Raw genomic sequence first — 26,235 nt, 5'->3', positions numbered from 1 at the left:
GCCTTGGAGAACGCTTAATCTTCGCGCATGAACTTTTCATACATGTATGCGTGATAAGAACAGAGGCCACCATTGAACTGGTCGTCCTGTCCTAAAGGCTCTTCACATACTTTGCATTCGGTGTACTGAAGCTCGGCCCCGCACCAGGAACACCGCTGTTCATGGATGACAAACGTACCCCGAAGGCATTCATCGCAGTCTTCAAGCGTGGGCTCCTCCCCGTCACGCGGATCGTAATCATGGGCCTTCTCCAGCTCTTGCATCATAAGCGGAACGATCAGCTCAACATGCCCACAACCCACACATACTGCCTTGAAGGCTTCTTCATCAGACTCGACGGTTTCCCCTGCGTCTAAATGCGATTGCGCCGGTGCAAGAAGGGTCGATCCACACTCCGGGCACTTACAAGCATCCAACCATTGCTTCATTCCGCTTGGCACGCTCGCCTCGGCCCATCCCTCCTCACAGCGCTGGCTGTTGTCCACGAAGAATGTGTGGTGCTTCAGCATGGCCTGCCAGGATTCTGCAAGGATCTCAGCGGGAGATTCTTCTAGTTCGTTCTCTATGAAGTCTCTCAGAAGCGGGAAAAGCTCCGCTACAAAATCGGCGACCTCACCCAGTGAATGAGCTGGATGGAGGTGCTCAAGGTGATTTCTACACCCCTGCAGTTTGTCAACGACCTTCCAATCCACCTCGATTCCGAAGGCCTCAAAGCGCTTCCTAATCGTCCCTACGTCAATGGTCGTTGTTCTAAACTGGCCAACGGGAACCCATTCGATACCGCCATCACCATCTGATTGCGGCAACACCTCCGGCGGATTAAAAATCAACGCGGCAGCGTCGTCGGGGTCATCCGCGCAGGTAGCGATCTTGAACTTGAAAAGGAGTAGCACCCCTGCAAACAGGTTACGTATGGACGACAATGCCCGAGCAGGATCCCCCGCACCACCCTCAACTCGGCAACGCTTAAAATCCTCTACCCCTAGCCGGATCGATGTCATCGAATTTTCTCGGAGCTTATCTACGTCCAGCTCCGGAATGACGCGCTTAGCCATGGGATGATTCCTGAGTGTGCTTACAGCATTTTAGAACAATCAGCGCGGGGGGCTGATTCTGCCTTAACATGCCAGATGAAAAGCGGAAATGCTAGCGTTCAACCGGCCAAAATAAAACGCTCAAGACAAACAATCAAACCTTAAGCAATAGGAAGGAATCGACAGAAATGCGGGCTCTATTTGAAAAAGAAAACTTCATTCTCGCAGCACTTCCAGTCATCGCTTTCATCTTGGCACTGGCTTTCGAGGCCGGAATAGCTGACGCCTACTCATTCTCTTACGCCTTCATATCCATCGACTTGAAAGTCATGAGTTCATCACTATTCCTCACGGCTCTCTTCGCATTCCCCCTCTATCTTTACCTTCGTTTTTTAATCGCCTTGATATCATCAAAAAAAGGTTCAGAACGCTGGGTGGGCTTTCCCTTTGCCTTGATGTTACCTTTCATTATATTTTGCTACCTCTCAGCGTTCGACACACAGGCTGTCGCGCTATCGATTGTGCTTGTGGCAGGCTACATTTGCATCGCGGCGATCACTCTAATCATCAGCGGTTTCAAGTCAGGATGGAAAAACGCCGTCCAATCAGCGGCGACAAGTGAGGGCTTCAAGGACATTGATGCATGGACTTTCGCCCCTGGCCCGCCCACTATAAAAGACAAGCTTATTACAGACAGCGTCATCGCTGCGTTCTTCGTGCTGGTATTTGGTCTTGTCCATGGTGCTGGAGAAACCTACGCAAAATTGCGTACCAGCTATGATGTGTTGACGAATGACAGCAAGCAATTTGCTATTTTGGCGGGTTACGGTGATCGCCTCATTCTAGGTGGTGTCAAAGACGGCGTTCATGACCGTACAATTGCAGTGATATCGCTGACCTCTGACGCGTTAAAAGATATTCAAAGAGTCCGCTTGGAGAATTTCTTATCAAGGGAAGAGCGAAAAAAGTAGGATAACTATATTCCTTAGACTCAGGACAGAAACGAGGTGAGCTAGACTGAAGTTCCGGCAGTACACCACTGGTTACGTCTTCAGGCTAGTCCTCTTGCCTTTCGAGCGCCATAGGTGGGCCAGATGTGCTCGCAACGCACGACGCCCCAAGCGCAAGGCCCATCTCTGGCCGATCGCATTACTCGACAGGGAATCCCATTTCAGTGTATCGCTTCTGGTGCCACTGATAGTGCTCCAAGGCAGAGAGAGAGGCGTCGATAAGAGTCTCGCCCTACTCGTAAGGGTACGACTCCGGGCTGACGGAACTCTGCCAGGCGGGACATAGATGCTTCCTCAATACCGGATGAAATGGATGGGTGCTTTTCGATCGAGACGATGAGAAACAGCTCAGGACGACTGGATCAATCCAAGATTTTGATGCAACGGTACAACTGGCAAAGGCCACACCAATTTAACAGCGGACTGGCGCCCGCCTTGGCCGAGGAAAAACTTATTGCAGTGTCCGGGATTAGTTGACCACTACATAGGGGCTGGAGCGCTTTCGACTGCTCGGTGAAAAGCTGCAGATGCTTGAGGAGAAAGCTCAGCAGTTGAAGACAGCTCTGAACGGAAACAAGCTCATCGAATCGCAAATTCATGCCATCACGATCGACGTGATCGTGAGGCAGGTGACTTCAATGTGGCTGGAGTTGCAAGAGGGCGTGGTTGAGCAGCAGAAACTGGTAAATGCTCATCACGGCCTAAGTCTGGTCAATGGTGAGCGGTGGAACGCCAAGCTCGATGAGCTTTGTAGCAAGCATGCCGGAAGCCAGACCGAATGCCTGCTACGCCGGCTACTTGGTTAGGGTGATTGCATGGAACAGGTCATTAGCATGAGCCAGGCACGGCGCCGATGGCGCCGTATCCTTCGGCTCGTTGAGCTCGGCTGGACGTTTGTGATCACTAGGCATGGAAAACCAGTCTGCACTATGGGCCGCGTCCCTGAGCCTACACCTCACAGTCAGCCCTGAGTAACACCCAAGGCTCTAGAAGCCTATGCTAGGCAAGCAAAGCTAAACCTCACCACTATTCTGCTTGAGGAGTTTGCACTCCCCCATCTGTCTAATCATCTCGTTGAACTCTTTCCGACCTTGAATCACCTCTGGACTAGCCTGCATCTCTAAATCTACGAGATTGGCCGCCGGATCAATAACATACGTCTGCGCATCTCGATATTTCAAAATTGCAGGCAGAATCAGATACGCCGGATAGAAACGAAGCGTTCCATTACCAGCTTTTTGGATCATCCCCACCCACCGGGTCTGCTCAGCGTTAGGTTCTACATTTGTAACAACACCACCGCTCAACCCATTCATCTCTTCATGAGTATACTCGCGTTCAAACCTGATGTATGGATTCCCGTTTTCCATTGTACAGAAACCAGGATAAGTTACCCGATGAAGATTGGTTGCAAAGTCGTGCTCACCATTTTCAGCAGGCATCACGTGATTTTCCTCAATCGGGTACCCCGCTGCTAGGAATATCAATCCTTCCTGGAACTCATCTTGCCTCACGCAAACAACATCACCTGGAGTATCAAGATCCAAGAAGTGCTCGGGGTATCCCCCAGGCATCGGATGCCCCATCTCTACAAGCACGATATCCTCATCATCAATCCAGGAAATATCGCTCTCGATCAAAGATCCAATTTTCCAGCCTCGAATTGGGTACAAGAGCTTACTCAAGTCATCCCAGTGACTTTTCGCTAAGGCATTTGTAAAAAATGGCGACTCATTCTGAGGCTCTGAGTAGTGAGCATTGATAACATGCTGCGCCGTGAGAAGAAAAAATTTCTCCTCATATTTTATCAGAAGCCCAGTCCCACCAAAATTATAAAGCACGTCCGCAAAGTAAAACCCCCGCTGCTCTAGCTCTTCATTGCAGTGGGTAAATATGAGCCGCCTAGACGCTTGGATAATGTTACTTCGTATAGCCTCAGATATAAAACCGTCAAGCTCCGGCCAAGTTATTGACATTTTTCTGCTCTCTCAATCTAAGCTAGCGACACAAATCTGAATTGCAGTGACACACTGACTCATCTCAGCACGCACATGGTACCCTTTGTAGCGCCCAAGCAGTCGTTGCTCCAAACCGGTCATCAAGCTATAGAATTCAGCCGACGAGTCATCCCCTCTAGAAATGCTCATTTCAAATTTGAAACTCTTACTTTTTGCCGCCTCCCTGTTTATCGCATCGCTGACATCCTCAAAAGCTTTCTCTATCACAGATTGACTCAGCATAACCACGCTCCTTCAGTCATTAGTTAATATCCCCTCACTCGATGCGAGCCGTTCGCCCCGTTGATGCGCATTGAATATAATCTGGAGTGACACACTGCCGCCAACAACTTTTAGGAGCATCCTCGATGCTGGCATCGGACGATCCTTTCAAACTAGCCGAGCGGTACCAGAACCAGCGAGGGCAATGGGTGGTGGGAGGGCTAGAGACCCAGGTCTTCTGGCCAAACCGCCCTCAACTCGTCAGATTTCAGAATCTTGATTTCCTTCTGCAGCCGGCAGTAGTCGACGACCAGCACCGCAGTCTTCCTGCGATCGCGATTCGAGCAAATGGCTATGGACTAACGGTTAACGAGGGTCGTGCAGCTGTCATGCGCCTAGCCACGGCCATCGCTTGGCGTGAAGGCAAGAAAGTGGACATCGTGATGTGGAGTGGAGGTAGCCACCCCCATCGTGTGGGCAGGATGCTCAACAACGCCTTTACCGAGTATTTCTCGGGCGAGAATCTTCATGTCCCACAGAGCGGTGAGGCTCGGAAGGCACTGGCCTACTACCGTGAAGGGCTATCACTCGGTAATCCGTTTTACTCCTTCCTAGGCTTCTACAAGGCCTTCGCACGCTCTCTTCCCAATGGCCGGGAACGAGGGCCATGGATTGAGCAGGCACTGCCCCGAATGACGGACAGAGATGCGATCTCCCGGCGCGAAGAGCTGCAGGCGCAAGGTGACAACATTTCCGAGTACCTGGCCACCCAAGGACGTCACGCGATCGCACACGCTGAGCGCGAGGATATCGTCGATCCAGACGATCCTGATGACCACCAGCGAATCCACCTAGACAAACCGCTGATGCGCCATCTCGCGGAGCTCGCGATGGATGAGCGACTCGGTATACCGCCACCGTCGGCATATGAACGCGATCACCAGTATGAGCTAGAGGGGTTTCGCGCGTTGTTTGACGACGAGCAGCTAGAAGGGCTTCGTAGAGGTGCCTTCACCGAGGGCCGAGACTACGAACTTCCTTACGAGCTCTATGTAATGGCTCGTAAGGGGCAGACAGCTGTTCACCTGGGCCTCATGCACATGACAGCCAGTTGTATGGATGATGGAAAGGTAGGCATCCAACTTGAGTCCGCCAATGGGCGAGCGTTTTTCGTGTTCTGGATGGATTTCATAAATGAACGACTTATCATCGATCCAATCCAGGGCTGTGGCTTACTCAACGCGACACGGGAGAGTCGAAGCGACATCCAGTCCGAGATCTCCCTAGAGGAGTTTAAATTCCTCATCTACTGCAACGGCTCGGTGGAGATTTGGTCTTCCGACCAAGAGCGCCGGATGGGCAAATCAGAAGCCTACGTGCTGCCTAACAGTTGGAGCCCGGATTTCGCAGGCCATCAGCAAAACATCACTGGGCTCAACGAATTATTACAGGGCATGCCTGAGATTGGAGGCGAGGCCACAGTTTGATCAGGTGGGGCGAGCCCTCGCCTTATGCGCCAAGCCTCGTAGTGCGACGGCGAGCAAGCCAGAACTCTTCGGCAGTGAGACCTGGTCTCTTTGCTGACAGCTCGGCTGAGCGCCTGGCTCAGTCTGATATCCACCTCTGAGGTGATGGGCCATTACCCAAAAACACACAAGGAGTACATATGTACTCCTTGTGCTATTTAACCATTAAGACGTGAGGTCGGCGGGTCGGGCAGTTCACTCAGCCAGTACGCCAAGGTGAAGGGTGACGTGAGGTGTATCTGCACCTGCGAGGTCACTCTCAGGCCCCTACCTCTTCCATCTTGGCTGAACGCTAAGATTTGCGCCGACGCATGGGTGCATCTGGCGGGTGCGTCAGCCTCCGTCAGAAACTGCTGAAGGATTGCATCCGCCAAGCTACTTCTGGCAGGAGAGGTTGACTCCTTCTGCCTTGCGAGCGGCTTGAATTCGATCACTTTACCCAACATGGCTGGCTAATCTCACTTCTTGGGCATTCTGGCGGTTTGAATCTGATCCGCGTTCGCTATCAGCGCCTTGGTTACGGCTTGGCTGATGATCTCGTCAACGCCTCCAAGCGTTTTAATGCGCCCTTCTCTTGCGGCCCCTCCCGAGCTTGCCTTGCCAGTGCGCGGGTTCAGGTATGGTTTGGTGAATGGATCGGACATGGCGGCACTACCTCCACTAAGACAGTCCAACCCTTTAAGCATAGGCCTGTGAAGCTACCGGGGCGGTTTTTCCGCCGAATGGATCAGCCCGTTTGTCTCTACTGATGAACCGCCTGAACACCGAAGGCTACCGTGAGTCAAGGCCACCTAGGCGTCCTGCATACGCAGACGATGAGCCAATAGTAACGTGCTCGGTTTTTAGTCGGATCTGAGCGGATCCCCTAGACGCCGCAATTCAGGCCCTCTGGGTTTACACCCTGAACGCCCAATCCTGATGTTCGAACTTTGGATCGCCCTTGAAGGCCGTCCAAACTGTCTCCATTTACCTCGGATTACCAATCTACCTCGCCCACAAGGAGCCGTGATGACCATCGAGCGCTGCAAGCAAAACCTCCTAGAGGCCCTGAACGATCCTGAGAACAGTGTCATTGCGCTCTCTGGTAAATGGGGTACAGGGAAGACGCACCTTTGGAGGCAGGTTCGAGATGAGTCTCGAGATGAAGCGATCAAAAACTCTGCTGCAGTATCACTCTTTGGTGTAAGTGCCTTAGGCGACCTAAAGATCAAGGTCGCTCAAGCACTACTTCCCAAACTGAAGGACGACAATGTGCTGCTAGCCCAGGTCACCGCTGCGATGTCTGGGATGAAAAAAATAGCTCAATCCTTTCATCGCGGATTCAGTGCACTGGACGACCTCCCGCTCCTCGCCCTCCCGAGTCTCCTCAAAGAAAAGTTTCTGATCATTGACGACATTGAACGAAAGCACGAAAAGCTCAGCATCGATGAAATATTAGGGTTTATCGATGAATGCGTACAGAGTTACGGCTGCCGAATTCTTGTAGTGCTGAATGATGACAAGCTCAAAGACAAAGAAATATGGGAGCAGTTCAGGGAGAAGGTTATCGACCAGGAGCTTCGCCTTGACACTTCTCCGGAGGAGGCTTTCAACATTGCACAAAGCATTATTAGCACTGATTGGTCTGACGAGCTGAGGACAGCGACGGTAGCCTGCCGCATTACGAACATTCGCATCCTCTGTAGGATTATCCGCGTGGCGAATCGCTTGCTTGAAGGGCATGATCAGCTTTCCGAGAACGTTATCGCTCGCGTCATCCCACCAATAACGCTGCTAAGCGCCATTTACTACAAAGGCTTAATTAACGGCCCGACCTTTGAATACGTTCTGGGTCATAACGCCGCTGTTTCGGCAATGACCAGGGCCGTTCGTAGTCAGAATGGTGACCAAGTAGAGAGAGAGGAAGACGCGCTTCAGGGCCAATGGGACTCCCTGCTGCGCAAACTAGAAATCCACAATGGCGGTGAATTCGAGCAACTCGTAGTCGAGGTTCTCCAAACCGGGTTGCTGGATACCAAAAAGGTCAGCGATTTGATTGATCGCTATCAACAAGATGGCAGAGTTCTGAGTGCTAGGAACAAGGTCTCAACCTTCTTCGAACGTTACAACTGGCACCCTAACATCGATGAGATCCAGCTCAGCAAAGAGCTAGGGGGACTGATTCCTGAAGCACAGTTCATCGAAGCACCAACCCTCAGCTATCTAATTGATATTGCTGAGGAGCTCACGGGCAGCACCACCCTAAGCGAAGAGCTGTTGAACGCTTGGTCAACGGCCTTGAACAAAGCATATCCGCAAGGCCTCGAACACTCACCATGGGAATTGTCCAGACCGCTGCGTCCTGAGGTCGAAGCAGTGCTCAATGATGCCTACGCTCGTCATTCGAACGCTAGTACGCTTGTGGATGCATGCAATCTGATACGCACAAGCAGAGGGTGGAATACCGCTGAAGAGCATCTATTTAGAACCATCAGTGCAGTGGACTACGCATTTGAAATTCGCGCGGCACGCGGCAATGACCTCGAAGCGATTATGTACCAAAGCATGCAGTTCCTGATCCATAAGGACTCGTATACCTCGAGTTTCGGCGATGTGGCGGATCGATTTCTTGCAGCCTGTAAAGGCATTGTTGTCAGCGATCCCAAATCGCGGCTGACCAAGCTGATCCAAAGGTTCTTTAAGAGCCGTGGAAAAGAAGCTCTGCTGTAGAATCTCCGATTGGAACTCCTGAGGGGCGCCCGCCGCCCCGCTTCATCCTTGCAGCCACTCCAACAACTCAACGCAGGCTACAATTTAAATCGTTTTGCAGTACGACTACCCGCAGCGGCCATGGCAGCTCGTCGATTTGCAGTCGGTGTAGCCGTGCAGCGGCGAGGTGCTGGGCATGATGCGAATGCATGATGACTCGGTGCGGGGATTCGCTTCTGAAGGGAACGAATGCCCCGACAGTTTCTTGGGCATTTTTCACTATATTCAGACCGTATCGGTCTCGAGGTATTCAATGCGGCCCGTCAAGGATTGCTGCTTGAACTCACCCAGGTTTGCAAAGCCTTGTGCACCAGTTGCCTTGGAATGAACTCCTGCTCCAACCTTCCCTTTGAGCTTTTCACCAAATGGCAGAACAGCTCGCTCTCAGATGCCGTCAGTCCAGGCGGTGCGGTATCTTGTGCGCGAACTAGCTCCCTCACGGCTGAGCCACGCTTGTATTCATCGAAGAGAGCTTTGGACATTAACATTGAGGTGACCTTGCCATGTTTTACCCGGGCCCGCGCGAGCATACGCAGCCCCCAGGTGTCCATATCCCCCCAGTAGGCCACAGCCTTCTCGCGGTGTTTGGGGGAGTCGAGCCATGCTAAGTCGAGGCCACACCCCAAGACTGCGACCGTTCCAGGTACTTCAAGGAGTTGGTGATAAGATTTTTCATTCTCTACGACCAGAAGCCTGCAACCAGGCAACTCCACCTGAGCAAGCTCTGAGGTTGTCACCCTCTGTCGTTTGAAGGGCAAAAGCCCATCCTCTAGAGGCACCACCAATACCCAGTGGTTTGTCTCATCGTAAGCGTCCAGAAAGCCACACAGGCTTTGCTCAGAGGCTTCCCCTTCAAACAGGACATCTAGGAACTTCCTCAGCAGCAGCTCGTTTCGCTCAAAGAATTTGGTATCAACACCGTATCCAGAAAGCAGTCGCAAAGGCTGCCCCTTCGCACACCCTGGAGTCAGTTGGGAAGCCAGTACTGCAGCCTGTAATACCTCCTCGCTAGGCTTACCCTTCCATAGAAGCCGTCGTTGAATGAGTAAGGTATGGAAGTGCTCAGGGACACGCTCGACCAGGTACCCCAGAGCCTCAAACTCCTCGATGGTTGGCCTATCCTCTGTCGCGGCCACCCACTCTGAAGGGGTTCGGAGACACCACTTACTAGGGACGAGAATTGTGTCAGCTCCATTTCTGTAAGAAACGCTCGACCACTCAACCTTGCCCACTTTCACGGCACGCCAGGCCTCTACGTGTCGCTGAACGTCTGATATTCGAGTATTGAAACACCGGGGCGGAGGCTTACCGATGTTCAGCTCCCAGGGCCAAGAGGCAGGATTGCGAAGCTGTTTGGAACGAACACCTGGCTTAAGCCATAGCTGTATCAGCCTCCGCCGCAGATCTTCTGGCGACTTCATACGTTTCACCTAGGCTCAAGCGTCACCACCGGCGCCGTCTTTGACGTACTTGTTTTTTCTGCTGTTGGAATAGTTCTGCAGCTCCTCCCAACTCATAGACAGCATCGTCGAGGCTCCATCTTTTTTATGAACGATGATGGCAGACCGGGTGTGCACCTTGAGAAGCTGCAGCTCCTTATTGGGGGTAACGAAAATCGGATGAAGTCCGAATTCATTCAGGGCCGCAATGATCCGCGCAGCGACGCTCACAGAGGTTCTAGAAAAGGCTTCGTCGAGCACTACGGTGCTGAAAATTGGCTTGCTTTCACCGATAGGACACAACGCGTATCCGAGAGCAGCGGTGAGGATATAGGACGCTATGATCTCCTTCTCCCCGCCGCTATCACCATACGAGCCCTTCCTGCCTGCGGTCGCCTCTCTCGTAACGCTATCTACCACTGCAACGGAGAACTCCAGCCTGTACCTTGGATCGAGTATGGCCCGCGCGCCAGTCGTCTTTTTCCGATCACAGGCGTTCCTGAGGTTCTCAACCAAATTCCTGAGCGCTCGGTAGTGGGTCTCACCGACATCGTCTTTGAAGCGAGCGGTGTTAAGTCTCCGTTGCGCTGACTGCAAAGCGACCAGATCCTTATGAATGACCTTGCTGGTAACGAGGCGAAGGTATTTTCCTGATTGAAACTCGACGCGACGTAAGGTGCTGTTAAGTTCCTCAATGCGCTCCTCAATCATCACGACCTCTTGCTCGACAAAGCTCAGAAGCTGAGTGACGCCATCATCGGATGAGCGGTTAAGGTAGGTGAGGAAGCGCTCGACTTTCTCCGGCAGCGCCTCAGTAGTCAGGAGGGTCAAGCGCTTAAGGTACGCGGGTACGTCAGCCACCTCGAGGCCTACTTCAACCAAAGCGCCATTATCCACAGCCTTGGCTTCAGCCATCTTCCTAATCAATTCGGTTTCAAGCTCTTCGAGCCGATCGCGCGATTTTTCAATAGCTTTGGATTGGTCGTGATAGCAGTTCATCTCCATATTGCTGAGCTCGCTCAGCTCTTCGGGGCTGATGATAGGAAGGTATTTGGAGAGGCTCGTACGCTGCTCAGCAGAAAGCCCCGATTCGGCCTTCTCTTGTGTTTCGTTGACCTTCTGTGTAGCTGCGCTGAGCCGAACCACCAGCCTGGTATGAACATCACGCGCGTCGAAAAACGACTCCTCGAGCTCAGCTGCCTTCTGATTTCCCTCATCCAACTGTGATTTGGCAGTAGAGACGTCTGTGTCGGGGCGAGTCAGGTATTCAAGCTGCCCCTGGAGATCAATAACCTGACTCTCGGCCCCATGGAGATCGATGAAATCGAACTCAACATCGTTGATCAATTGATAGGCATTGCTCGCTTCCTCAAGATCACCCAGGCGATCCCTAGCAGCGCAAAGCGCTTCATGGGCATGTTCCAGTTGGCCGTCAAAATCAGAGATTTCCTGATGCAGATACGTCAGCCGATCTCGATTGTCGAACCCTGTGAACCAGTCAGAACTCAGCAAGCGCTGATCTCGCTTCTCAAAAAAACTGGGCTGCTCTGACATCATCCCTTCTTTGGTCATTGCTTGGGGGGTGGCCAGCAACGCATCTGAGCTTTCAACACAATGGCGATCTAACTCCGTCATCAGAACTTCTACTGCTTTCTTGTACGGATGCGGCTTGAGAATGAGCTTCCGTGCATAACCGTCCGGAAAGATCTCGCGACTTGGGGTATCGAGATCCACCTCAAGTACTCTTACATGCAGGTGGTTGTCGCGCCCGTTGATCCAGCGCAGCGCTGCCTTGGCTTTGTTAGAAGGAACCATCACGCGAAGCCTATGTCCACCGATCGCGCGCTCGATTGCCCCACGCCATTCTTGTTCGTCTGCCTTCACCTGGATCAGTTCTGCCGCAAAGGGTAACAGGGCTTCATCCACCTCCAAGTGATCCGCTAGCTGGGTACGGAACTGATGGTACCCAGTAGGCAGGTTTGAATCAGGACGTTGTTTGATCTCCTCAACCTCCTGTTGAAGGGCCTGGAGGCGAGCGCGAATATCTGACTCGTTGATCCCAAGCTGGAATGCTTCGGAGCGTTGCTCTGAAATCTGCCGTGTTAAAGCATCACAACGCAGATGAGCCAACTCTTTGTTTTGCCTCAGCCCTTCTTCTGATAGCTCTTCGCTGAGGCCTAACCTGCGCATCCGTGACTGATATTGGGCGGAAGTGGTTGCTCGGACACGCTTGGTAGCTATCCATTCCTCCACACGTCTTTGCAGTTGATCGATGCTAGCGCCTCCCTTCTGCAAGTAGGCTTGCAGGAAGACATCACATTGCTGCTTCAGCACGTTGCGCTGATCACCGAGGCGATGCATTACGAAAAGCGCCTTCTCTATTTCCTGTTCCAACCTCCTTTTCTCTGCCGACCAGAGATCATGCGATTGCTCAGCGAACCATATCGGTGCTAGCTCGCTGACAAGCCTGAGCTCTGCGAGGCTTTCCTCTTGTTTCTGGTAGCGAACCCAAAGTTCTGCGATGGGTTTGAGCTTTTGCTCCTGAGCCCGAGCAGTCTCCAGCTCCTGGTGGATGACGTTGAGGTCGTCGAAGCTTTTTACGACTTCGTCTGCCCGTTTGAAGGCGGCCCGGTCTTCCAGCACAAGGTCACGAAAAATCGCGTCAATGTCGGTGAGCTGCTTGATGCCAGCTGCGCGGTTCAACAACGAGAGGGCGTTGTCACTGACTTGGAATTGGGCTCGGACACGCGCCATGTAGTCCCTTCGAACAGAATGAACCCAAAAACCTTGGGTGTTCTTCTCAATCAGCTCAAGGCCATGCTTTCCCTCGTCGTGGAAAGTCTCAAGCCAAGACTCTAGGCTTTGTTCCGGGTTGGTACAGTAAATCCAGTTTTTTTCTAGCTCTGCTGTCGCGGAACTGGTGCCTTCGAAAAAGAACACGGCGCCAAGGCGTACCAGCTGTTCTCCTCGAGAGAAGGTGGCACAGATTCCTGACATCGTTTGCCCGGGGCGGGTGCCTTTCTGCTTTAGATTCTGCCCCTCGCCCAGCGATGGCATTCCTCTCACGTACGACACCAAGTCCCTGTCACTATCATTCCCTCCGGTCGAGGCAAGGTTGTAGCGGGGACTCAGGCAAATCAATGTCATTAACCCATCGATGATCGTTGTTTTCCCACTACCAGTTACACCAACCAACGATGTCCCAGCGGGGTCAATGGGCGCTAGGTGCATACCGTTGAAGCTGCCCCAATTGAATATCTTCAGCTCCCTCAGTAAGTATCCAGATGGACTCCTCTCTAGATTAATCATCGGTGTCCTCTCCTTCCTCACCCATTGGCGGGAGCTGATCGGCACTGAGGTCATGAATTTCCAGCCACTGGAGCAATGCCGCCAAATTTTCGGGATTTGCCACGTGAGCAATCAGCGGACGGATGGTGAAGTGATCGCTATGCTCACTCATAGAAATGAGATGATGACTCCTCAGCTGAATAAGCAGCTTCACCGCCCTTTGGCGATCTTTGAAGTCTGCACCAGGCTCCCCGAGATAGGCTCGCAGCTGTGTGATGACGTCGTCTACTGTCATTTGAGGGATAGCCGCCCCAACCCCACTTTCCATCTCGCACTCAATTAAATGCTGTCGGAGCACAGCGATTAGCAGCGTCTGCTCTAGGTTGAATGGGTGCCGCCGTATGAGTGGATGCGTCCAGCCCTCGGCGATCTCACCTGACTCACGGCGCACCCTGACAAAGGCCAGACCTCGAAATTCGTCATACTGAATTTCAAGATCGAAGGGTTCGAAGATTTGCTCCACTTGCTCAGCATTCGCCAATGCCGCACGGTAGAGACGCTTGTAGTCGGCCTCTTCGATAAATCCGTTTTTGAACAGTTCCTGAACCACCTCTCGAACGACCCGGGGTGTTCGCAGGTCGTCACCTTCCAGGTCTGATTCATCGTTTTCCAGGTCATCATCCAGCTCCGGCTCCAGATCCGAATCTTCATCGCGGTCTTCATCCTCACCTGGCCTGCCTGTCAATTCATCAAAAATGCTAGGCATGTCAAAGCTCCCATTTGATATCGCGAAGCTTCTCGCTCTCAAGTTGGGTGAAGGGCAGATGGAAGCGCCATTGACGATCATCTTTGTCAGTCAGATCAAACGGAGCGGTCTGATCCTCATACACGTCAATTCCAGCCTCCCGAGCCATGGTGATCCAAATCGTGAAGCACTCAAGATCGTGGGTCGGAGGAAGAAGCGAGGCCAGCTCCACAAGTGGAAGGGGACGCTGCTGCTCAGCCAGTATTCTCAAGGTTTCTCTGATGAATGCATCTCGATCTAGCCCATCGAAGGACTGCCAGAATTCTTCTTCAATTTCCTCGAGATCTGCAGAGCGTCGGCTGAGATCAAGCTCTGGAACTATCTCTCCGGAGATACCTTTGAAGCGCAGTCGCTCAACCACCGGTACCTTCACCAATGCCGTACCCACTGGAGGTAGAGGAACCTGCAGGTGCCGCACCGACTGGCGACTCCAATCGATGTTCACGACCATACTGAAGAATTCGTTGAGTAGGTGCCCAACGCGGTGGTGTTCAGCAACAAGCCCGGTCTTCATGAAGCTTTTGACGTCTCGCTCGCTCCGAGCCCTGGCTTGTAAGACCAGCTCTGTTTCCCGGAGTAGCCTCGGCACCAACCGCAGCAACTCAACCTGTTGGGTCTTCGTCAGCGCTTTGGTAGCAGCTGGATGGCGCATGATGTTCTGAAGGCGATGCCTCATACGCTCAAGCTCAAGTGGAGACCATAACTGCTGCTGGAAGCTGTCGAAGACCCTGCCTTCCGGCGTGTTGAGCAAGGCCTCCTGGCCATTCAGCAGGTTGTCGACGACCTCTCCTCGGTGGAACTTTTCGCTGATAATCGACTGGCGTAGCCATCGGTCAGCATCCCGCCAGGAGTCCTCCACCCTTCGGAAGTCCGCCAGCAAGCTTATAGCGAGGGCATAAACTTCTTTGATGCCCTCGATCGCCTTCTCTTCATCAAGTACGGGGATGAGCCCAGCTTTAGCTCGTTCCAGCTCAGCCAGAAGCTCCTTGATACGCCGTTTGAGTGCAAGCATCCTGCTCTTCAGATCCGAATTCAGGTGCGTCTCGAGATTCTCAATTTCACGCTGTACAACTGACAACCGAGAGGCGGTTGACGTCATTACGCGGTTTTCGAGAGATTCAGTGAACCGAAAAGCTGACTCCAAGAAGTCTGTTGCGTAGATCCGCCCGTTACGCTCGACAATGAGCCGGCGCTTGATCCACTCCCTGAGCTCTCGGTTTGCTTGCTGAAGTTCAGCCCCACGCTCGATCTTGTAAAACTCAGGATCAGGGCAATTTGCGAAGGTGTCAGCTAGAGATCGGAGCGCGTCGCTCATCTCGACACCATCATGGCCAGGCTCAAGGAGCATCCGGAGGCTGGCCAGGAAAAATGGTGCTCGCGGCGAGGCGAGAATCAACCACGCGGGATTCTGCGTACGGAGCCCTACGAGATGCTCGGCACGTTGTTGCAGGTTCTCTTCCATGGGATGACCACCCCACAGGCGAAACGCGGCGAAATAGTTGTGCCGCTCGCGAAATAGGCCACCGCTGCGCTATTTACAGCCTACAAGCTTAGCTGCTTCCTGAAATCGAGCAACGCCACAGTTCCGGCCTGTAGACCAGGCGGCCTACCCCCTGATGAACGGAACGCCTATTCCGGGTAGCGGGCAACCCTTCGTATGCGGAGCAATCGAACAAACCGCGAACCTGACCAGTCCGTGGTCTCCCTGCTGATGCTTACCCTGTGATGCACGACCGCAGATCTTATTGTTGAATCGTCTGTTAAGTATTACAACGAGGCCAGACCGAGGTGGGCCAGTTCTATCTTGGAGGATGGTCAGCTCAAAAGTAAGGCTAATCGCCTTACTCCCCCTCTGACCGGACTGGCAATGTTCTGACGAAGCTCAGTGCCATGTGGCCATCACCTCCAGGTGGGTGGTGCCACTTTTTTCGGCTAAGTTTTGACGAGCTTTCCTACCTAGGAATCAGCCGCACCTTCGAGCCGTAGGCTTAGCAGCATTACGAAAAGCACATGATCAGGGGGGCTATCACTTCCGGATTGATCAGCTTCGTAGCCTCTCCAATAACCCAAGTACCTACCGGCCACGCCACCTGCAAAACCATCAAGATCGTGAAGGTCAGAAAAGCCCGGAGAAGAAATTCATGGGTCATTTTGATGCCCGTCACTTTCCGGTTCACCTTGGGGTAGTTGTTAAGCACAGCGTGGGATAGCTCCTTAGCCAACGCTGCCTTCGGTGATCCTTTTTTCCAGCTCTGAGCTAGATCTGCTGGGCTCACCACATCAAATCCATCGACCTTGAGCGTTTTAAACGCCCAGCCCCCTGCCCTCAATAGATAGGCAACAGCCCAAGCGAAGATAAACAGCCCCAGACAGCTCAGCCACTTGCTTGATTTGTCGTTCCACAAGCTGGGTATCAAAGACACTAAGACAGGTATCAGTGCCGTGATCGCAGCGAGGTAGATACCTGCTTTGGCGTCAGCCCCTTTACGTCGATCGACCTCCGCATCAAAGAGTCGACGGGACTCCTCTAGAATCACATCACTGTCTCGAGACCAATCACCATCGCGCACGGACAACGCCATGCTACGGCGCCACTGATTGTCCCCCTGCTGCTCATCGGGCGACAATGGAATGATGGTTGGCCATAGCCACTGGAGTCGCTGCTTAAGCATGAGAAACCGTTTTCCCCGTCAACTCATCCACGATTGCAGACGCTATCGGATACCCCGTGAGGTTCTCAATCCAGGCCCACTGACCGTTAGGATTTATCTCTAAGAACCAGAGCTTGCCGGAGCGATCGCAGATCAGGTCAATGGCCCCATATCGGAGTCCAAGGTGCGCCACTAGCTCGATGCACTGCCTTTGCATGAGCTCAGGGAGAACAATTCTTTCATGCCGCAGATCAGGACGGTTTCCCTGACGCCAATCAGTTTCCGTTTCGGGGTTTTCCTGAGACCAGATCGCCGTAGCGAAAAGTCGTTCACCAACCACCGTAACCCGCACATCGTATTGCTTCAGGACTTCGGTCTGCACAATGAAGGGTGTCAACGCGATGGCGTCGGCCTGGTCATCTTCAATTTGCCCGAGGCGAGTGGTGAAGATGACACGTTCGGTCTCACCCGTGAGCACAGCTTGGCGAAGCGGCTTGCCGATGGCCTGGCCGGCCTCGGTAATGACCCGGGCCGAGGAGATGTCGTTTGTGATCAAAGCCTGGGGGACATGGAAGCCAATTTCGTGAGCCAACAGCAGCTGCATCGGCTTGTCTTCAGCCATGAAGATCTTGGCAGGAGAGTTAAGCCAGCGCCCCTCCAAACGTGAGTACAAGCTTTTGAGAAAGCTGCTCCACTCCGCTTCGACATAGGCCCGCTCCCCCACATCCTCTACCTGGCCAGATACCGACGGTGCTCCTGGTCGACGAAAGTAGGCCGCTGAAATCTGCGCTCCCTGAACAGTTTCACCTTCCAGTGAAATTGACCAAGCATCACGCGGATGCCCCGCCATCGTACACAGCGCCTGTGGAAGCAACTCGGTGTTGAGTCGCATGTAAGGTTCGCTGCGGCGGCGGAGCTCAGCCACAACATAGTCCATCGTGATGTCACGACGATTTGTAACCAACAGCAACATGGTGCGCGTCCAGATCAGTCTGAGTAGTAGCGAGTGTCGAGCCCGAAGGTTGGATCGCCATTGTCATCACGCTCCAGCTCGACATTGGTCTTGGTGATCAGCTCGAGAATATGATTGACCTCGCACCGATCATCGCGCTCGGTATTCGCATCTGTCTTGGTTACTAGCTGCAGCAGGTGATTGCTGGTGTCGAAATTACGCAGCTCAGAAGAGGACTGCCCACGATAGGGAGAGGGATCGTCGTCGTCACTCTCAACCTTTTGGTAGGTTTTGGTCAGGAGCTCAACCTGCCAGCACGCCTCATCATCTTGTTCTGCGTTGACCTTGGTCTTGGTCATGAGCTCATTCAGAACCCCATCAGTGATGATGGGGACTACACCCGCCGGCGAATCGATCGCCCACATGTTGAGCTCAGAGGAGTAGTAGCCAGGGATGCTGTCTTCCCCTGTCCTTGGTGTGGCGAATCTCGAAAGATACGGCGAGGTTTGAGACGAAATTCCTAGAGCTCCCAAGCTGGCTTCTCCTAATGCCGGCAAGTCGCGAAGAGCGACAATGAATAGACCATACCATTTGGCCACTACAACGGTAAATGAGAGAGGGGCATGATCGAGGATGTCAGTAAACGAAATGCGAGACGCACCAACTAATTGAGCAACAAGCATTCCTTCACACCCTCCTCAGTGAGGAACTTTGGAGCCCCCTCGAGCCCCCTCACCTGCCCAGTCGCATACTACATAGCGACTACTCAACGTCTGAACCACAAGATAGCCCTGGATCTCTTGGGATCCCATGATGAAGGAGGTTCGAATTGGATCACCATCATCGAATCGCTTCTCACGATCACTGAATACGAAGCCCATCAGAAAGAGCTGTCCACTACCGTACTCAACTGATGACAGAAAAGCTGTGATCTCCCAACGAAAATCGATTTGCATCGCCTTGATCACGCTGCTGGGCATAGCAGCTAAAGGTGTGTCGACGATCTTGGATGAGGAAAGCGGCGTCCTGCGTTTGACCATGTGAAACCTCACATTTTGGTGACCCCCATCTCGCAAGCTTCGATGCGAGAAGAACGGACACTTTATGGCTGGCCAACAACAGGCGATTGAGTGTGCGCATGATGACCTCGAGCCATATTTAACTCGAGGAGCACCCGACTTGTGCAATCCACCCGTTTCTGGCTATTACGAAACTCTTTCTGAATGCTCCCGTCTTTTCCGCCGAACCCATCGGTCTACGGCAGAGTCAGCGCTGGCAACTGATCGTTGATGACATCCGCCAGAGCACCTCTGTAGCTGATCTGCGTGAAGCTCGTGGCAAAGCCGAAGGCTACATTCGAGGACTGGTGGGTGCTGGTCACCTCTTCAACGACCGCATCCGGGATTACAAAATCCTAAGTAGCATCCACCAACGCCGAACATTGCTCCCGGAGGCCTAGGCAGCGTCGTTCATCCTGCGCACGGAAGCGCCTGGCTACGTTGTTTCAACGAGCTCCGCAATGAGCTCTCGTAAACTCGCCCTTCCCACTCCCTGCTTGAACGACGTCAGCACAAACCGTCCATCTTCCGTTGTGATCACCCAACAACGCCCTACCCTCTTCAGGAGCTGAATCGGGTACGTCTGCAGAATGTGCCCATCCGCCCGTTGCTCAAACTGCCCGGGAGAGGTGTGACCAAAAACGATCCCGACAGCACACTGCGACGAGATGAAGACATCGCTCAAGTAAGCAGTGACAGGTGGCGAATATTTGTAAGCCATCGCTCGTAAAATCCGCTTGAGCTGAAAATGCGACAGGCTTTTGCCGTGATACTCAATGTTGATCTCAGCTGACATTAGCTCTTCCTTTTTAAGTTCAATTTTCCCACACCTGCAGGCGTAACCTTGTCAAACCTTAATGGTAAAATCCGGTGAAAATCCAGTGCGCTCCCCTGGATAGCCTCGCGGATTTGAAATGACCCGGCAGCCCGAGACGATTGTGTCGACTGCATGATGCGTATGACCGAAAATCCAAACGTCAGCCAGGGCAACCAGGTCGTGCCATTCATTGAAGTAGGCTGCACCTAGGTGACCTTCATGGCCATCGCCGGCCAGCTCTCGAATAGGGCAATGATGCGTGATCACTATCGTCTTTCCCTCAAAGCCCTTGGCGAGCTCAGCGGCCAGAAATTCTCGAGTGGTGATGTTCCGAGCAATCAGGTCGACAGGACGCAGCTTGCTGTAGCCCTCTCCAATGCGGATGCGCTTGAAGTCGTTCATCCACTCCGCACATACCCGCATCGCCACTGTGTAATCCCCGGTTGCGGTGAAGTCCGTCCAAGCCGTTGCTACCAAAAACCTGGTGTTGCCGATAATTAGGGTTTGGTTGTCCAGGACGTGTACATGCTCTGCGGCAGCTTCTCGCATCTTGGTCAGAGTTTTATCGATGTGCCCCTTGTAAAACTCATGGTTGCCGCAGGCATAGATCACTGGACAGCTGAAGGTCTCATTGGCCCACCCTACCCCACGACTACGCACAGAGATGTCGCCGGCCAGCACAACCAGATCGGCATCTGTCGCGGGGGGCTGGAAGTCGGCAAACTCCAAGTGCAGGTCGGAGTAGATCAAAAGCTTCATCGGGTCGGGAATTCCATGTTGTGTAGCGCGGCGCCTTTCCAGCGCTCCAACGAAGTGGAGACCTAGATACGAGGCGATTACTCAAAGGTTTTACTTAACCAGTGAAAGCGGATTGCAGCGTCAAATGACACCAGCTCTCGGTCATTCGGCTTTAGCCGGCTAAGGGCGGTAGATTTAAATCATTCATGGTTGAGAACCCTAGACTCGACTCATTTCGCCTTCATCTGCGATTCCTTCATCATCGAGACGCAGACGTTCAATTAGCTCCGCACGGAGCTCGTCGAGGCTAACCTCACCATCGATATAGCGTTGCAGTCCGACCATTTGTTCAGCGGAATGCCGCAAACCCTGGAGCGCCTGACTGCCGAGAACCTCGGACACCGCGACTCGACGTCGCTCACGTTCATGCTCATCGATTTTCAAGATCTAGCCACCTGATCAGCTCGTCTGAGTTACCTTGCTAGCCGGGAGCGGCCTCCCTTTTACCGTAGAGAAATTCAAAGACTGCTTCTAACGTGGCAAGCCTCGTCAAACCTGGTCGCTTGTGAACACATGACCCGTGTCGGTAACGAACTCGTACACTGGAGCAAGGTCGCTACCAGCCAGCACTCGGATCTCTGATAACGGCTCCATCGAGCAACCAGCCTTGCGAAGAGATCGCGGAGGAATTACGTAGATCTGATGGACGTCCATCATTCCGGGGCTTCCCTCCTCCCACAGCAGCTTTAATGTCGCCACATCGCTAACTAGATGTGCCGTTGGGCCCAGGGCACCGCCGTTCAGCCCTACTCCTTCAACTAGAAAAGCGTAGGTGCAGTTACTTAAATTGACGGATTTCCAATATAAAACGTCTGAGTCGCCAATCTTGAATCGTCCCTGGAGCTCATCACTATTCGTCAAAAACACATTTCTACCTAGCTTGTTGGTCACCTGAAGTGATTGCTCCACGTTGAGGCATTAGGTCTACTCAAACCTTGGGAATCTCAAGGTGACAGCCGGGGCGACATTTCTTATCAATCGTTCATGGATGGCAGGAGAACGCTGGCTCAGGCCCCCGAGAAGCGAGTCGGCTGTCGGCCACCATTTGCACGCAAGGAACTATAATTCATGGCGTGCAAATCGGCAATATGGCCATATCCTCGCTTTTTGAGGATCCATCATGGTTTCGCGGGAGTCCCTCGCGGCAGTCCTTCGCCTAGCACGCGCCGCTCGCGGGGTATCGAGGGATACGCTGTACGACCAAGCAAAGATCGAGCCCCGCAATCTCCAGAATCTTGAGAATGCTCGGTCAGGCGCCACTCTGGAGATGCTTGAGAAGGTGGCAGAGGGGCTTGGTTTCAATCCAATAGCTCTGCTGATAGCTGCTTCAAGCTATGACGCACAACATTCGATATCCCAGAGCCTGGAAGCGCTTGAGCGGGAGCTGGAGCAAATGTGTTCCTTAGGCATCATTGAGGCGATCCCTAAGCACTTTTCCGAAGGAAAGCTCGTTCCGGAGCAAGCTGGGAAGAGAACGCCAGCTGAAAAGGTACAACAAGCGATTAAATACCGTGATGAAGGTATAAGCCAAAAGGAGACCGCTTTGAAGCTTGGGCTCTCTGTGGCGACAGTAAGCAGGATATGGCGGCGTACAAACAATTAGGAATGATCAGCTTTGAATTACTACTGGTAAGCTTCCGAGCCTGCCTTCGATCCTTGCAGGTGGATACCGCCATTAACGCCTAGGTATTTTTGGTAGATTCCGCATCACATCGGTAAAACCTGCCCCCGTAATCAAAAAATACTCATGGTCACATCAGACGAATGGCTCAATAAGGTGTAGCGTAGTGCATCCCTAAGTTACTTAATGATTGCAGGAGATTAATAGGGCTCGTCGACATGGTGGGCGTCAGCAATATTGAAACCTGCTATTGAAATTCTATCACCCGCGCGAGGATATCAATTCGCGCGCACATATTTCAGATCTATACCCCCAGTTTCAACTAGTCGATTGAACCGTTGAACGACATGCACTAATAACCGATCTAGCTGCTCAGGATAGAATACTTTGAAACTATCGAGTCCGCTCAGAAAGCCATGATCCCAATCATAAAAAAAATTCCCAAGTATTGTTCCTGCTTTCGACCAGTCGTACGCGTTAGGCATCGGGCACCTCAATCTTAGCAAATCCAGCGTAGGGTAATCGGTCTCAAGCGTTTGCTTAACCCGGTTCAAATCACCTAAAACACTTCGAAACATTCCAAACGATCCGATTGGACGCTTTCGGCTTTCACGGAACGCAAGTAGCCCAAGACTATGCAGGTCGGATTTTGTTAATCCGTAGCTAAAACTGCAGGATAAAATCATACCTGTTCCACTGTCTATCGAAAAACATATCTGAGTGGCGGTATAACCATTTTCCAGACGCGTCCACACGCGCAAATCAGGAACCAAATATATTGGGATTATATAGCTATACATTGAACCCACCCCAGTCAGCAAGCGTTGATATTCCGAACAATTCTGTACTGTACAATTGCAGCATGGGACGAACTCGATGTAATGGCCCTAAGCGCCGCCATATGCTAGAAGCCGAGGTGGCCAGGTAGAAATCATTCTTGGGTTTGGCGTTTTCAGCTTGATCTTCATCAATCCATCCTAACAGGATGCCCATCAAATAGAGTGACCGGGCCCTAGCCATCGCGGTTACACGTTGCGGATACTGATAGAATAAGGATAGCTCATTCTTGCACTCAAACTCTTTGCCGGACTGAACTCTAAACTTTATAATTGACGAATAGTAACTCCAACAGGGGGGCATAAGCGTCATGCGTAGAAGCGTCATAATGAAGCGCTCTCCGTTTTTGCGCACAATCTCATCCTGCGCTTTAACTAAAACTTTTTCGACACGATCAGCAACCATTTTTCCTAGCGCATGCACTTCAGCATCTATCTCAAGCCATTTAGCTTCGCGTTCCAACTCGCCGGGTCGACCGCTGTCATACTCGAAAACATCCATGGCGAAATCAATCGAATCATGAAGATAGTTTTTAGCACTACGAAGCACGCACCCATGCTTCTGACAAAAAGGTTTGAGTATCAAACGCCAACTTTTCAGATAAACGGGGAAGCCGACGTCTCCGATCGACTCCTCCATGCATCGAAGACAATAATCTGAACGGAACCATATTGGAACAATTTGTCCACTCGCTGGAAAAAAAACGCTTTTGATCCATTCAATTGACAGATCATAAGCTTCAGCAAACCGATAGATCTCGGCTCGTTCGAAATCGAAATCCAGATCTTTCCCCCGTCCCCCTACTACCTTCATGTAAGGCGTGACGAAAGGCGAGAGGCTGCGGTCATGATCATTCAGGCCCCATAGCGAGCGGATTTCCGGCTCCGGCAACGTTTCGCGGACGCGATACATCCATGATGACAAAGCTTCATCGGGATAGGGATCAGGTAATGAGGATTGATTGAACATAGGACTCTTACTCCTCGATGTTATTTAAACTACTCAGCACATTCAGAACACTCTGCTGCAGGAAATGTTCAACAAGCTGAAGACGAAGCACTTGATCACTTTCTGAAGTTCTAGTCTGTAGTTAGGCCCGGGTGGCATCAGGCTTACTCCAGACATACCTAGTGAATACTTTTCATTCAGTCCACCCCACAAGCAGGTTGCGAAATCGTAGTGCTCGGCCTCTGTAATACTCTACCTGATGTCATGACTCCACCAGTTGAGTTTTGAAAACTTAATAAATCGATTCAACAGTTGCTTGTTTCGCGTAGAAATCACGAATGTGAACTCAGGCACTTTAGTTGACAGCGTGCCGATAGTGCTGAACACTTGATCAAGCTCAACCTGGTTTGCAATGTAAATATCAAGGTCATCGATCAGCAGCACCTTGCGCTTGGTTAAGGAGAGCACTCTGAGCAAATTTGCTGGCAGAACACTCTTACGGTAGTCTCCGCGGCGAATATTGAACGCATCACAAATATGGTCAATGAAGTCCCAGTAACCAAGGTAGATATCGCCCTTGAGCATCTGAGTGGTCTCTGGGTTACGCAAATGGAGGCTCCTAAGCAAAGTGGTAATTCCGCACCCTGAGTTGCCTTTCAGGAGGATGACTTCACCTTTAGGGTGTAGAATAGATTGCTCCAGACGCCGAATCAGGTTTAAATGTTTGTTGGAAAAATGTAGGAGGGCGAATTCGCCCTCCAGTATTTCTCCAGCTAGTAATTTAGCTTGAGAGGGTGTCGCCACATTTACTCCTTTTCCATAATGACTTGCTCCAACCCTTGAAGGCTGGTTCCCAGTTCCATTGCCATAATTTCTTCAACATCATTAATGTGGTTCAGCGTGATACGTTCGGTGCCATCCGCAATGGCGGCCCAGGCAGAAGCTTGCAAGATCTTCACGATATTATCGGTGATACCCAACGACTTTTCGATAATTGCCAAGCAAAGATCTTGGTCACGAAAATCCGTAGGCTTCTTCAGCGGCAACCGGTGGATATAACTGAACACAAAATTCCGAAAGTCTTGACCATTCTCCCAGGACTCCAAGTCATGAACCGCATACCGCCGTGCAAGTTGGGGATCCTCCCTCAAGAAGCGGGCGGCATCCGGTACACCAAAGGCGAATACGGAGAGACCATACGTTGCACCAGAAAGATTTTTCAGCAGTGACAGGTTGATCTTGCGTTGGAACGGAGAAAGCGTAAGTGCATCATGCACCTCGTCGATCACGATGGCTTTGATGTTCTCGGACTTGATGATGTGCTGAAGCTCCGGACTAATCCGCCTGGTCTGTCGAGCCCTCCGACTCGTATCCAGTCCCAACTCGGCTAGGAACAACTCCTTCAGACCCATGTTGTCCGCGTTCTGGTGCATGGTTACGGTTACGATTCGGTTCTCGGAGGTCGCATTCCTGCGCTGAAGTTCCTCGATCGTGCTCGTTTTCCCTGCCCCACCCTTTCCCAGACACAGCAAGCAAGGGGCGACGACCTTCCGTGGCATGGACATGATCATGTCCATCTTCTTGAACAACCGCTCTGCAGAGGGGTGATGAATGAAGAAGTCCTTCAGGCAGGATCGCGCCCGATCTTGATCACTCAACTGAAACAGATAATGGCAACTGCAGTGCACATGTGAAAGATCCAAAATTATCTCCAAATTTAACTTTTTAAGTTGTCTTGTTAAAGATTTACAGGCGCACAAAGGCCTCAGCTCATCTTCATGAGCCGAATAACCCTCAAGAGGTGCGCCGATTTACTTTCACGTAATGCCGTTCAATAGCGTCTATCGGGTGATAACCAACGTTCTGGCTTTGCAAATAATATTTTGCCAATCACTCAAGTTTGTGAAATGCTGATTTCTTACGGCTCGCCCTTAAGCTATACAGCATCGAATACTGATCAATAGATTGTTGGTGGCGCATCAAAATCGATCTGCTGAGCCGCACTGCTCATTGCAAATCCACGCCAAGCCTGCTCAGGCTCCTTTCTTCCTCCTTCGATGCCTCGCAAGTGCGCGCGCCCCTTTCGACCCGTGTTACCCCGGGTCTTGCGGGGTTTGGCTACTGCTGCCTGGCCGGCGGAGGAATGCAAATGCTCCGTCTGATAAGTCAGTTCACCGTCGAGTTGATTAGCTGCTTGAGACTGGGCATCAAGAGACTCCGTGTACCGCTTCTGATCGCGCTTACCAGCTTCCTTGGCTGCTTTGCGCTTGCTTTGGGCGGTCTTTCGATATTCATCGGCGACGATTGCCTCACCAAGGGCCAGCGAAGCTGTTGCCTCGGCAGAATAGGTGCCATCCCGTTCACCCTTTTTCTGCCGCTCTACCCTGTACATTGCATAGTCGTGGCTTCGATTAAACGGGTTCCGAAACTCCGGTATGCTTACATACTTTCCGTCCCCCTCAAGATCTACGAATATTTTTGAAA

24 protein-coding genes are annotated in these 26,235 nt (G+C 52.1%); 5 read left to right on the top strand and 19 right to left on the bottom strand.

The genetic code is table 11. The features are described 5' to 3' along the window. Positions 1–14: 14 nt before the first annotated feature. Entirely contained in the window at positions 15–1,055 is a 1,041-nt protein-coding gene (locus CXQ80_RS11090; RefSeq protein WP_101319344.1) for a hypothetical protein, read from the bottom strand. Positions 1,056–1,222: 167 nt separating this feature from the next. Between CXQ80_RS11090 and CXQ80_RS11085 the strand changes: the two genes are divergently transcribed. Both CXQ80_RS11085 and CXQ80_RS11080 read left to right on the top strand, forming a co-directional pair. Then, on the top strand, positions 1,223–2,005 hold the full coding sequence (locus CXQ80_RS11085) for a hypothetical protein (protein ID WP_101319341.1): 783 nt from the start codon (positions 1,223–1,225) through the stop codon (positions 2,003–2,005). Between the two features lie 566 nt (positions 2,006–2,571). Next, positions 2,572–2,850: a hypothetical protein gene (locus CXQ80_RS11080; protein ID WP_101319339.1), complete on the top strand. Its 279-nt coding sequence runs from the start codon at positions 2,572–2,574 to the stop codon at positions 2,848–2,850. 207 nt (positions 2,851–3,057) lie between these two features. Here the strand turns inward: CXQ80_RS11080 and CXQ80_RS11075 are convergent, their stop codons facing one another. Together CXQ80_RS11075 and CXQ80_RS11070 are read right to left on the bottom strand one after the other, a co-directional pair. Continuing rightward, positions 3,058–4,020 (bottom strand): hypothetical protein, encoded by a 963-nt coding sequence (locus tag CXQ80_RS11075; RefSeq protein WP_101319337.1) that lies wholly within the window; start codon positions 4,018–4,020, stop codon positions 3,058–3,060. Positions 4,021–4,032: 12 nt separating this feature from the next. Continuing rightward, positions 4,033–4,284 (bottom strand): hypothetical protein, encoded by a 252-nt coding sequence (locus tag CXQ80_RS11070; protein ID WP_101319335.1) that lies wholly within the window; start codon positions 4,282–4,284, stop codon positions 4,033–4,035. Positions 4,285–4,409: 125 nt separating this feature from the next. On the opposite strand from CXQ80_RS11070, the gene mauJ reads away from it, so the two are divergent. After that, positions 4,410–5,750, top strand: coding sequence for a methylamine utilization protein MauJ (gene mauJ, locus CXQ80_RS11065; protein WP_101319333.1), 1,341 nt, complete (start codon positions 4,410–4,412; stop codon positions 5,748–5,750). A 497-nt stretch (positions 5,751–6,247) separates the two neighbouring features. On the opposite strand, the gene CXQ80_RS11055 is transcribed toward mauJ, so the two are convergent. Continuing rightward, a complete protein-coding gene (locus CXQ80_RS11055) occupies positions 6,248–6,433 on the bottom strand; it encodes a hypothetical protein (protein WP_101319328.1) in 186 nt (61 codons plus the stop codon). A 364-nt stretch (positions 6,434–6,797) separates the two neighbouring features. Here CXQ80_RS11055 and CXQ80_RS11050 point away from each other — a divergent pair, with 364 nt between their 5' ends. Continuing rightward, positions 6,798–8,498, top strand: a complete 1,701-nt coding sequence (locus tag CXQ80_RS11050) for a P-loop NTPase fold protein (protein WP_101319326.1) — start codon at positions 6,798–6,800, stop codon at positions 8,496–8,498. A 302-nt stretch (positions 8,499–8,800) separates the two neighbouring features. Here CXQ80_RS11050 and CXQ80_RS11045 read toward each other — a convergent pair whose 3' ends face one another. The 11 genes from CXQ80_RS11045 to CXQ80_RS10990 form a co-directional block, all read right to left on the bottom strand. Further along, positions 8,801–9,958: a Wadjet anti-phage system protein JetD domain-containing protein gene (locus CXQ80_RS11045; protein ID WP_101319324.1), complete on the bottom strand. Its 1,158-nt coding sequence runs from the start codon at positions 9,956–9,958 to the stop codon at positions 8,801–8,803. 15 nt (positions 9,959–9,973) lie between these two features. Continuing rightward, a complete protein-coding gene (locus tag CXQ80_RS25010; RefSeq protein ID WP_178080765.1) occupies positions 9,974–13,285 on the bottom strand; it encodes an ATP-binding protein in 3,312 nt (1,103 codons plus the stop codon). Continuing rightward, positions 13,278–14,030, bottom strand: coding sequence for a DUF4194 domain-containing protein (locus CXQ80_RS11035; protein WP_101319320.1), 753 nt, complete (start codon positions 14,028–14,030; stop codon positions 13,278–13,280). Before CXQ80_RS11035 ends, CXQ80_RS25010 begins: the two co-directional genes overlap by 8 nt. A 1-nt stretch (position 14,031) precedes the next feature. Continuing rightward, positions 14,032–15,531 carry a DUF3375 domain-containing protein gene (locus CXQ80_RS11030; RefSeq protein ID WP_101319318.1) on the bottom strand — a complete coding sequence of 500 codons (1,500 nt, stop codon included), beginning with the start codon at positions 15,529–15,531 and terminating at the stop codon, positions 14,032–14,034. A 535-nt stretch (positions 15,532–16,066) separates the two neighbouring features. Next, positions 16,067–16,741, bottom strand: coding sequence for a hypothetical protein (locus CXQ80_RS11025; RefSeq protein ID WP_101319316.1), 675 nt, complete (start codon positions 16,739–16,741; stop codon positions 16,067–16,069). After that, the gene (locus CXQ80_RS11020) at positions 16,734–17,693 is read right to left on the bottom strand and encodes a hypothetical protein (protein WP_101319314.1); all 960 of its coding nucleotides are present in this window, start codon (positions 17,691–17,693) and stop codon (positions 16,734–16,736) included. Before CXQ80_RS11020 ends, CXQ80_RS11025 begins: the two co-directional genes overlap by 8 nt. A 14-nt stretch (positions 17,694–17,707) precedes the next feature. Continuing rightward, positions 17,708–18,355 (bottom strand): hypothetical protein, encoded by a 648-nt coding sequence (locus CXQ80_RS25005; protein ID WP_256585741.1) that lies wholly within the window; start codon positions 18,353–18,355, stop codon positions 17,708–17,710. 15 nt (positions 18,356–18,370) lie between these two features. Further along, the gene (locus CXQ80_RS11010; protein WP_256585740.1) at positions 18,371–18,712 is read right to left on the bottom strand and encodes a hypothetical protein; all 342 of its coding nucleotides are present in this window, start codon (positions 18,710–18,712) and stop codon (positions 18,371–18,373) included. 454 nt (positions 18,713–19,166) lie between these two features. After that, complete coding sequence (locus CXQ80_RS11000; RefSeq protein ID WP_101319311.1) at positions 19,167–19,526, bottom strand: hypothetical protein; 360 nt, start codon at positions 19,524–19,526, stop codon at positions 19,167–19,169. A gap of 51 nt (positions 19,527–19,577) precedes the next feature. Continuing rightward, positions 19,578–20,306, bottom strand: coding sequence for a metallophosphoesterase (locus CXQ80_RS10995; protein WP_101319309.1), 729 nt, complete (start codon positions 20,304–20,306; stop codon positions 19,578–19,580). A 198-nt stretch (positions 20,307–20,504) separates the two neighbouring features. Continuing rightward, a complete protein-coding gene (locus CXQ80_RS10990) occupies positions 20,505–20,729 on the bottom strand; it encodes an antitoxin VbhA family protein (RefSeq protein WP_101319307.1) in 225 nt (74 codons plus the stop codon). Positions 20,730–21,465: 736 nt separating this feature from the next. Here CXQ80_RS10990 and CXQ80_RS10980 point away from each other — a divergent pair. Continuing rightward, positions 21,466–21,948, top strand: a complete 483-nt coding sequence (locus CXQ80_RS10980; protein ID WP_101319303.1) for a helix-turn-helix domain-containing protein — start codon at positions 21,466–21,468, stop codon at positions 21,946–21,948. 810 nt (positions 21,949–22,758) lie between these two features. Here the strand turns inward: CXQ80_RS10980 and CXQ80_RS24725 are convergent. The 4 genes from CXQ80_RS24725 to CXQ80_RS24720 form a co-directional block, all read right to left on the bottom strand. Next, the gene (locus tag CXQ80_RS24725) at positions 22,759–23,772 is read right to left on the bottom strand and encodes a TniQ family protein (RefSeq protein ID WP_157831742.1); all 1,014 of its coding nucleotides are present in this window, start codon (positions 23,770–23,772) and stop codon (positions 22,759–22,761) included. A 231-nt stretch (positions 23,773–24,003) separates the two neighbouring features. After that, positions 24,004–24,555, bottom strand: a complete 552-nt coding sequence (locus tag CXQ80_RS10965; RefSeq protein ID WP_101319297.1) for an ATP-binding protein — start codon at positions 24,553–24,555, stop codon at positions 24,004–24,006. Positions 24,556–24,557: 2 nt separating this feature from the next. After that, complete coding sequence (locus CXQ80_RS10960) at positions 24,558–25,454, bottom strand: TniB family NTP-binding protein (RefSeq protein ID WP_256585739.1); 897 nt, start codon at positions 25,452–25,454, stop codon at positions 24,558–24,560. 254 nt (positions 25,455–25,708) lie between these two features. Then, positions 25,709–26,143, bottom strand: coding sequence for a hypothetical protein (locus CXQ80_RS24720; RefSeq protein ID WP_157831741.1), 435 nt, complete (start codon positions 26,141–26,143; stop codon positions 25,709–25,711). Positions 26,144–26,235: the final 92 nt, after the last annotated feature.

This window comes from Pseudomonas sp. 02C 26 (genome assembly GCF_002843585.1).
GTDB classification, from domain to species: Bacteria; Pseudomonadota; Gammaproteobacteria; order Pseudomonadales; family Pseudomonadaceae; genus Aquipseudomonas; species Aquipseudomonas shirazensis.
This window is presented reverse-complemented; position numbering and strand designations above follow the sequence as displayed.

Coding starts and splice junctions, on each gene's coding strand:
- CXQ80_RS11090 (WP_101319344.1), bottom strand. CDS start 1,055: ATGGCTAAGCGCGTCATTCCGGAGCTGGACGTAGATAAGCTCCGAGAA.
- CXQ80_RS11085 (WP_101319341.1), top strand. CDS start 1,223: ATGCGGGCTCTATTTGAAAAAGAAAACTTCATTCTCGCAGCACTTCCA.
- CXQ80_RS11080 (WP_101319339.1), top strand. CDS start 2,572: ATGCTTGAGGAGAAAGCTCAGCAGTTGAAGACAGCTCTGAACGGAAAC.
- CXQ80_RS11075 (WP_101319337.1), bottom strand. CDS start 4,020: ATGTCAATAACTTGGCCGGAGCTTGACGGTTTTATATCTGAGGCTATA.
- CXQ80_RS11070 (WP_101319335.1), bottom strand. CDS start 4,284: ATGCTGAGTCAATCTGTGATAGAGAAAGCTTTTGAGGATGTCAGCGAT.
- mauJ (WP_101319333.1), top strand. CDS start 4,410: ATGCTGGCATCGGACGATCCTTTCAAACTAGCCGAGCGGTACCAGAAC.
- CXQ80_RS11055 (WP_101319328.1), bottom strand. CDS start 6,433: ATGTCCGATCCATTCACCAAACCATACCTGAACCCGCGCACTGGCAAG.
- CXQ80_RS11050 (WP_101319326.1), top strand. CDS start 6,798: ATGACCATCGAGCGCTGCAAGCAAAACCTCCTAGAGGCCCTGAACGAT.
- CXQ80_RS11045 (WP_101319324.1), bottom strand. CDS start 9,958: ATGAAGTCGCCAGAAGATCTGCGGCGGAGGCTGATACAGCTATGGCTT.
- CXQ80_RS25010 (WP_178080765.1), bottom strand. CDS start 13,285: ATGATTAATCTAGAGAGGAGTCCATCTGGATACTTACTGAGGGAGCTG.
- CXQ80_RS11035 (WP_101319320.1), bottom strand. CDS start 14,030: ATGCCTAGCATTTTTGATGAATTGACAGGCAGGCCAGGTGAGGATGAA.
- CXQ80_RS11030 (WP_101319318.1), bottom strand. CDS start 15,531: ATGGAAGAGAACCTGCAACAACGTGCCGAGCATCTCGTAGGGCTCCGT.
- CXQ80_RS11025 (WP_101319316.1), bottom strand. CDS start 16,741: ATGCTTAAGCAGCGACTCCAGTGGCTATGGCCAACCATCATTCCATTG.
- CXQ80_RS11020 (WP_101319314.1), bottom strand. CDS start 17,693: ATGTTGCTGTTGGTTACAAATCGTCGTGACATCACGATGGACTATGTT.
- CXQ80_RS25005 (WP_256585741.1), bottom strand. CDS start 18,355: ATGCTTGTTGCTCAATTAGTTGGTGCGTCTCGCATTTCGTTTACTGAC.
- CXQ80_RS11010 (WP_256585740.1), bottom strand. CDS start 18,712: ATGGTCAAACGCAGGACGCCGCTTTCCTCATCCAAGATCGTCGACACA.
- CXQ80_RS11000 (WP_101319311.1), bottom strand. CDS start 19,526: ATGTCAGCTGAGATCAACATTGAGTATCACGGCAAAAGCCTGTCGCAT.
- CXQ80_RS10995 (WP_101319309.1), bottom strand. CDS start 20,306: ATGAAGCTTTTGATCTACTCCGACCTGCACTTGGAGTTTGCCGACTTC.
- CXQ80_RS10980 (WP_101319303.1), top strand. CDS start 21,466: ATGGTTTCGCGGGAGTCCCTCGCGGCAGTCCTTCGCCTAGCACGCGCC.
- CXQ80_RS24725 (WP_157831742.1), bottom strand. CDS start 23,772: ATGTTCAATCAATCCTCATTACCTGATCCCTATCCCGATGAAGCTTTG.
- CXQ80_RS24720 (WP_157831741.1), bottom strand. CDS start 26,143: ATGTACAGGGTAGAGCGGCAGAAAAAGGGTGAACGGGATGGCACCTAT.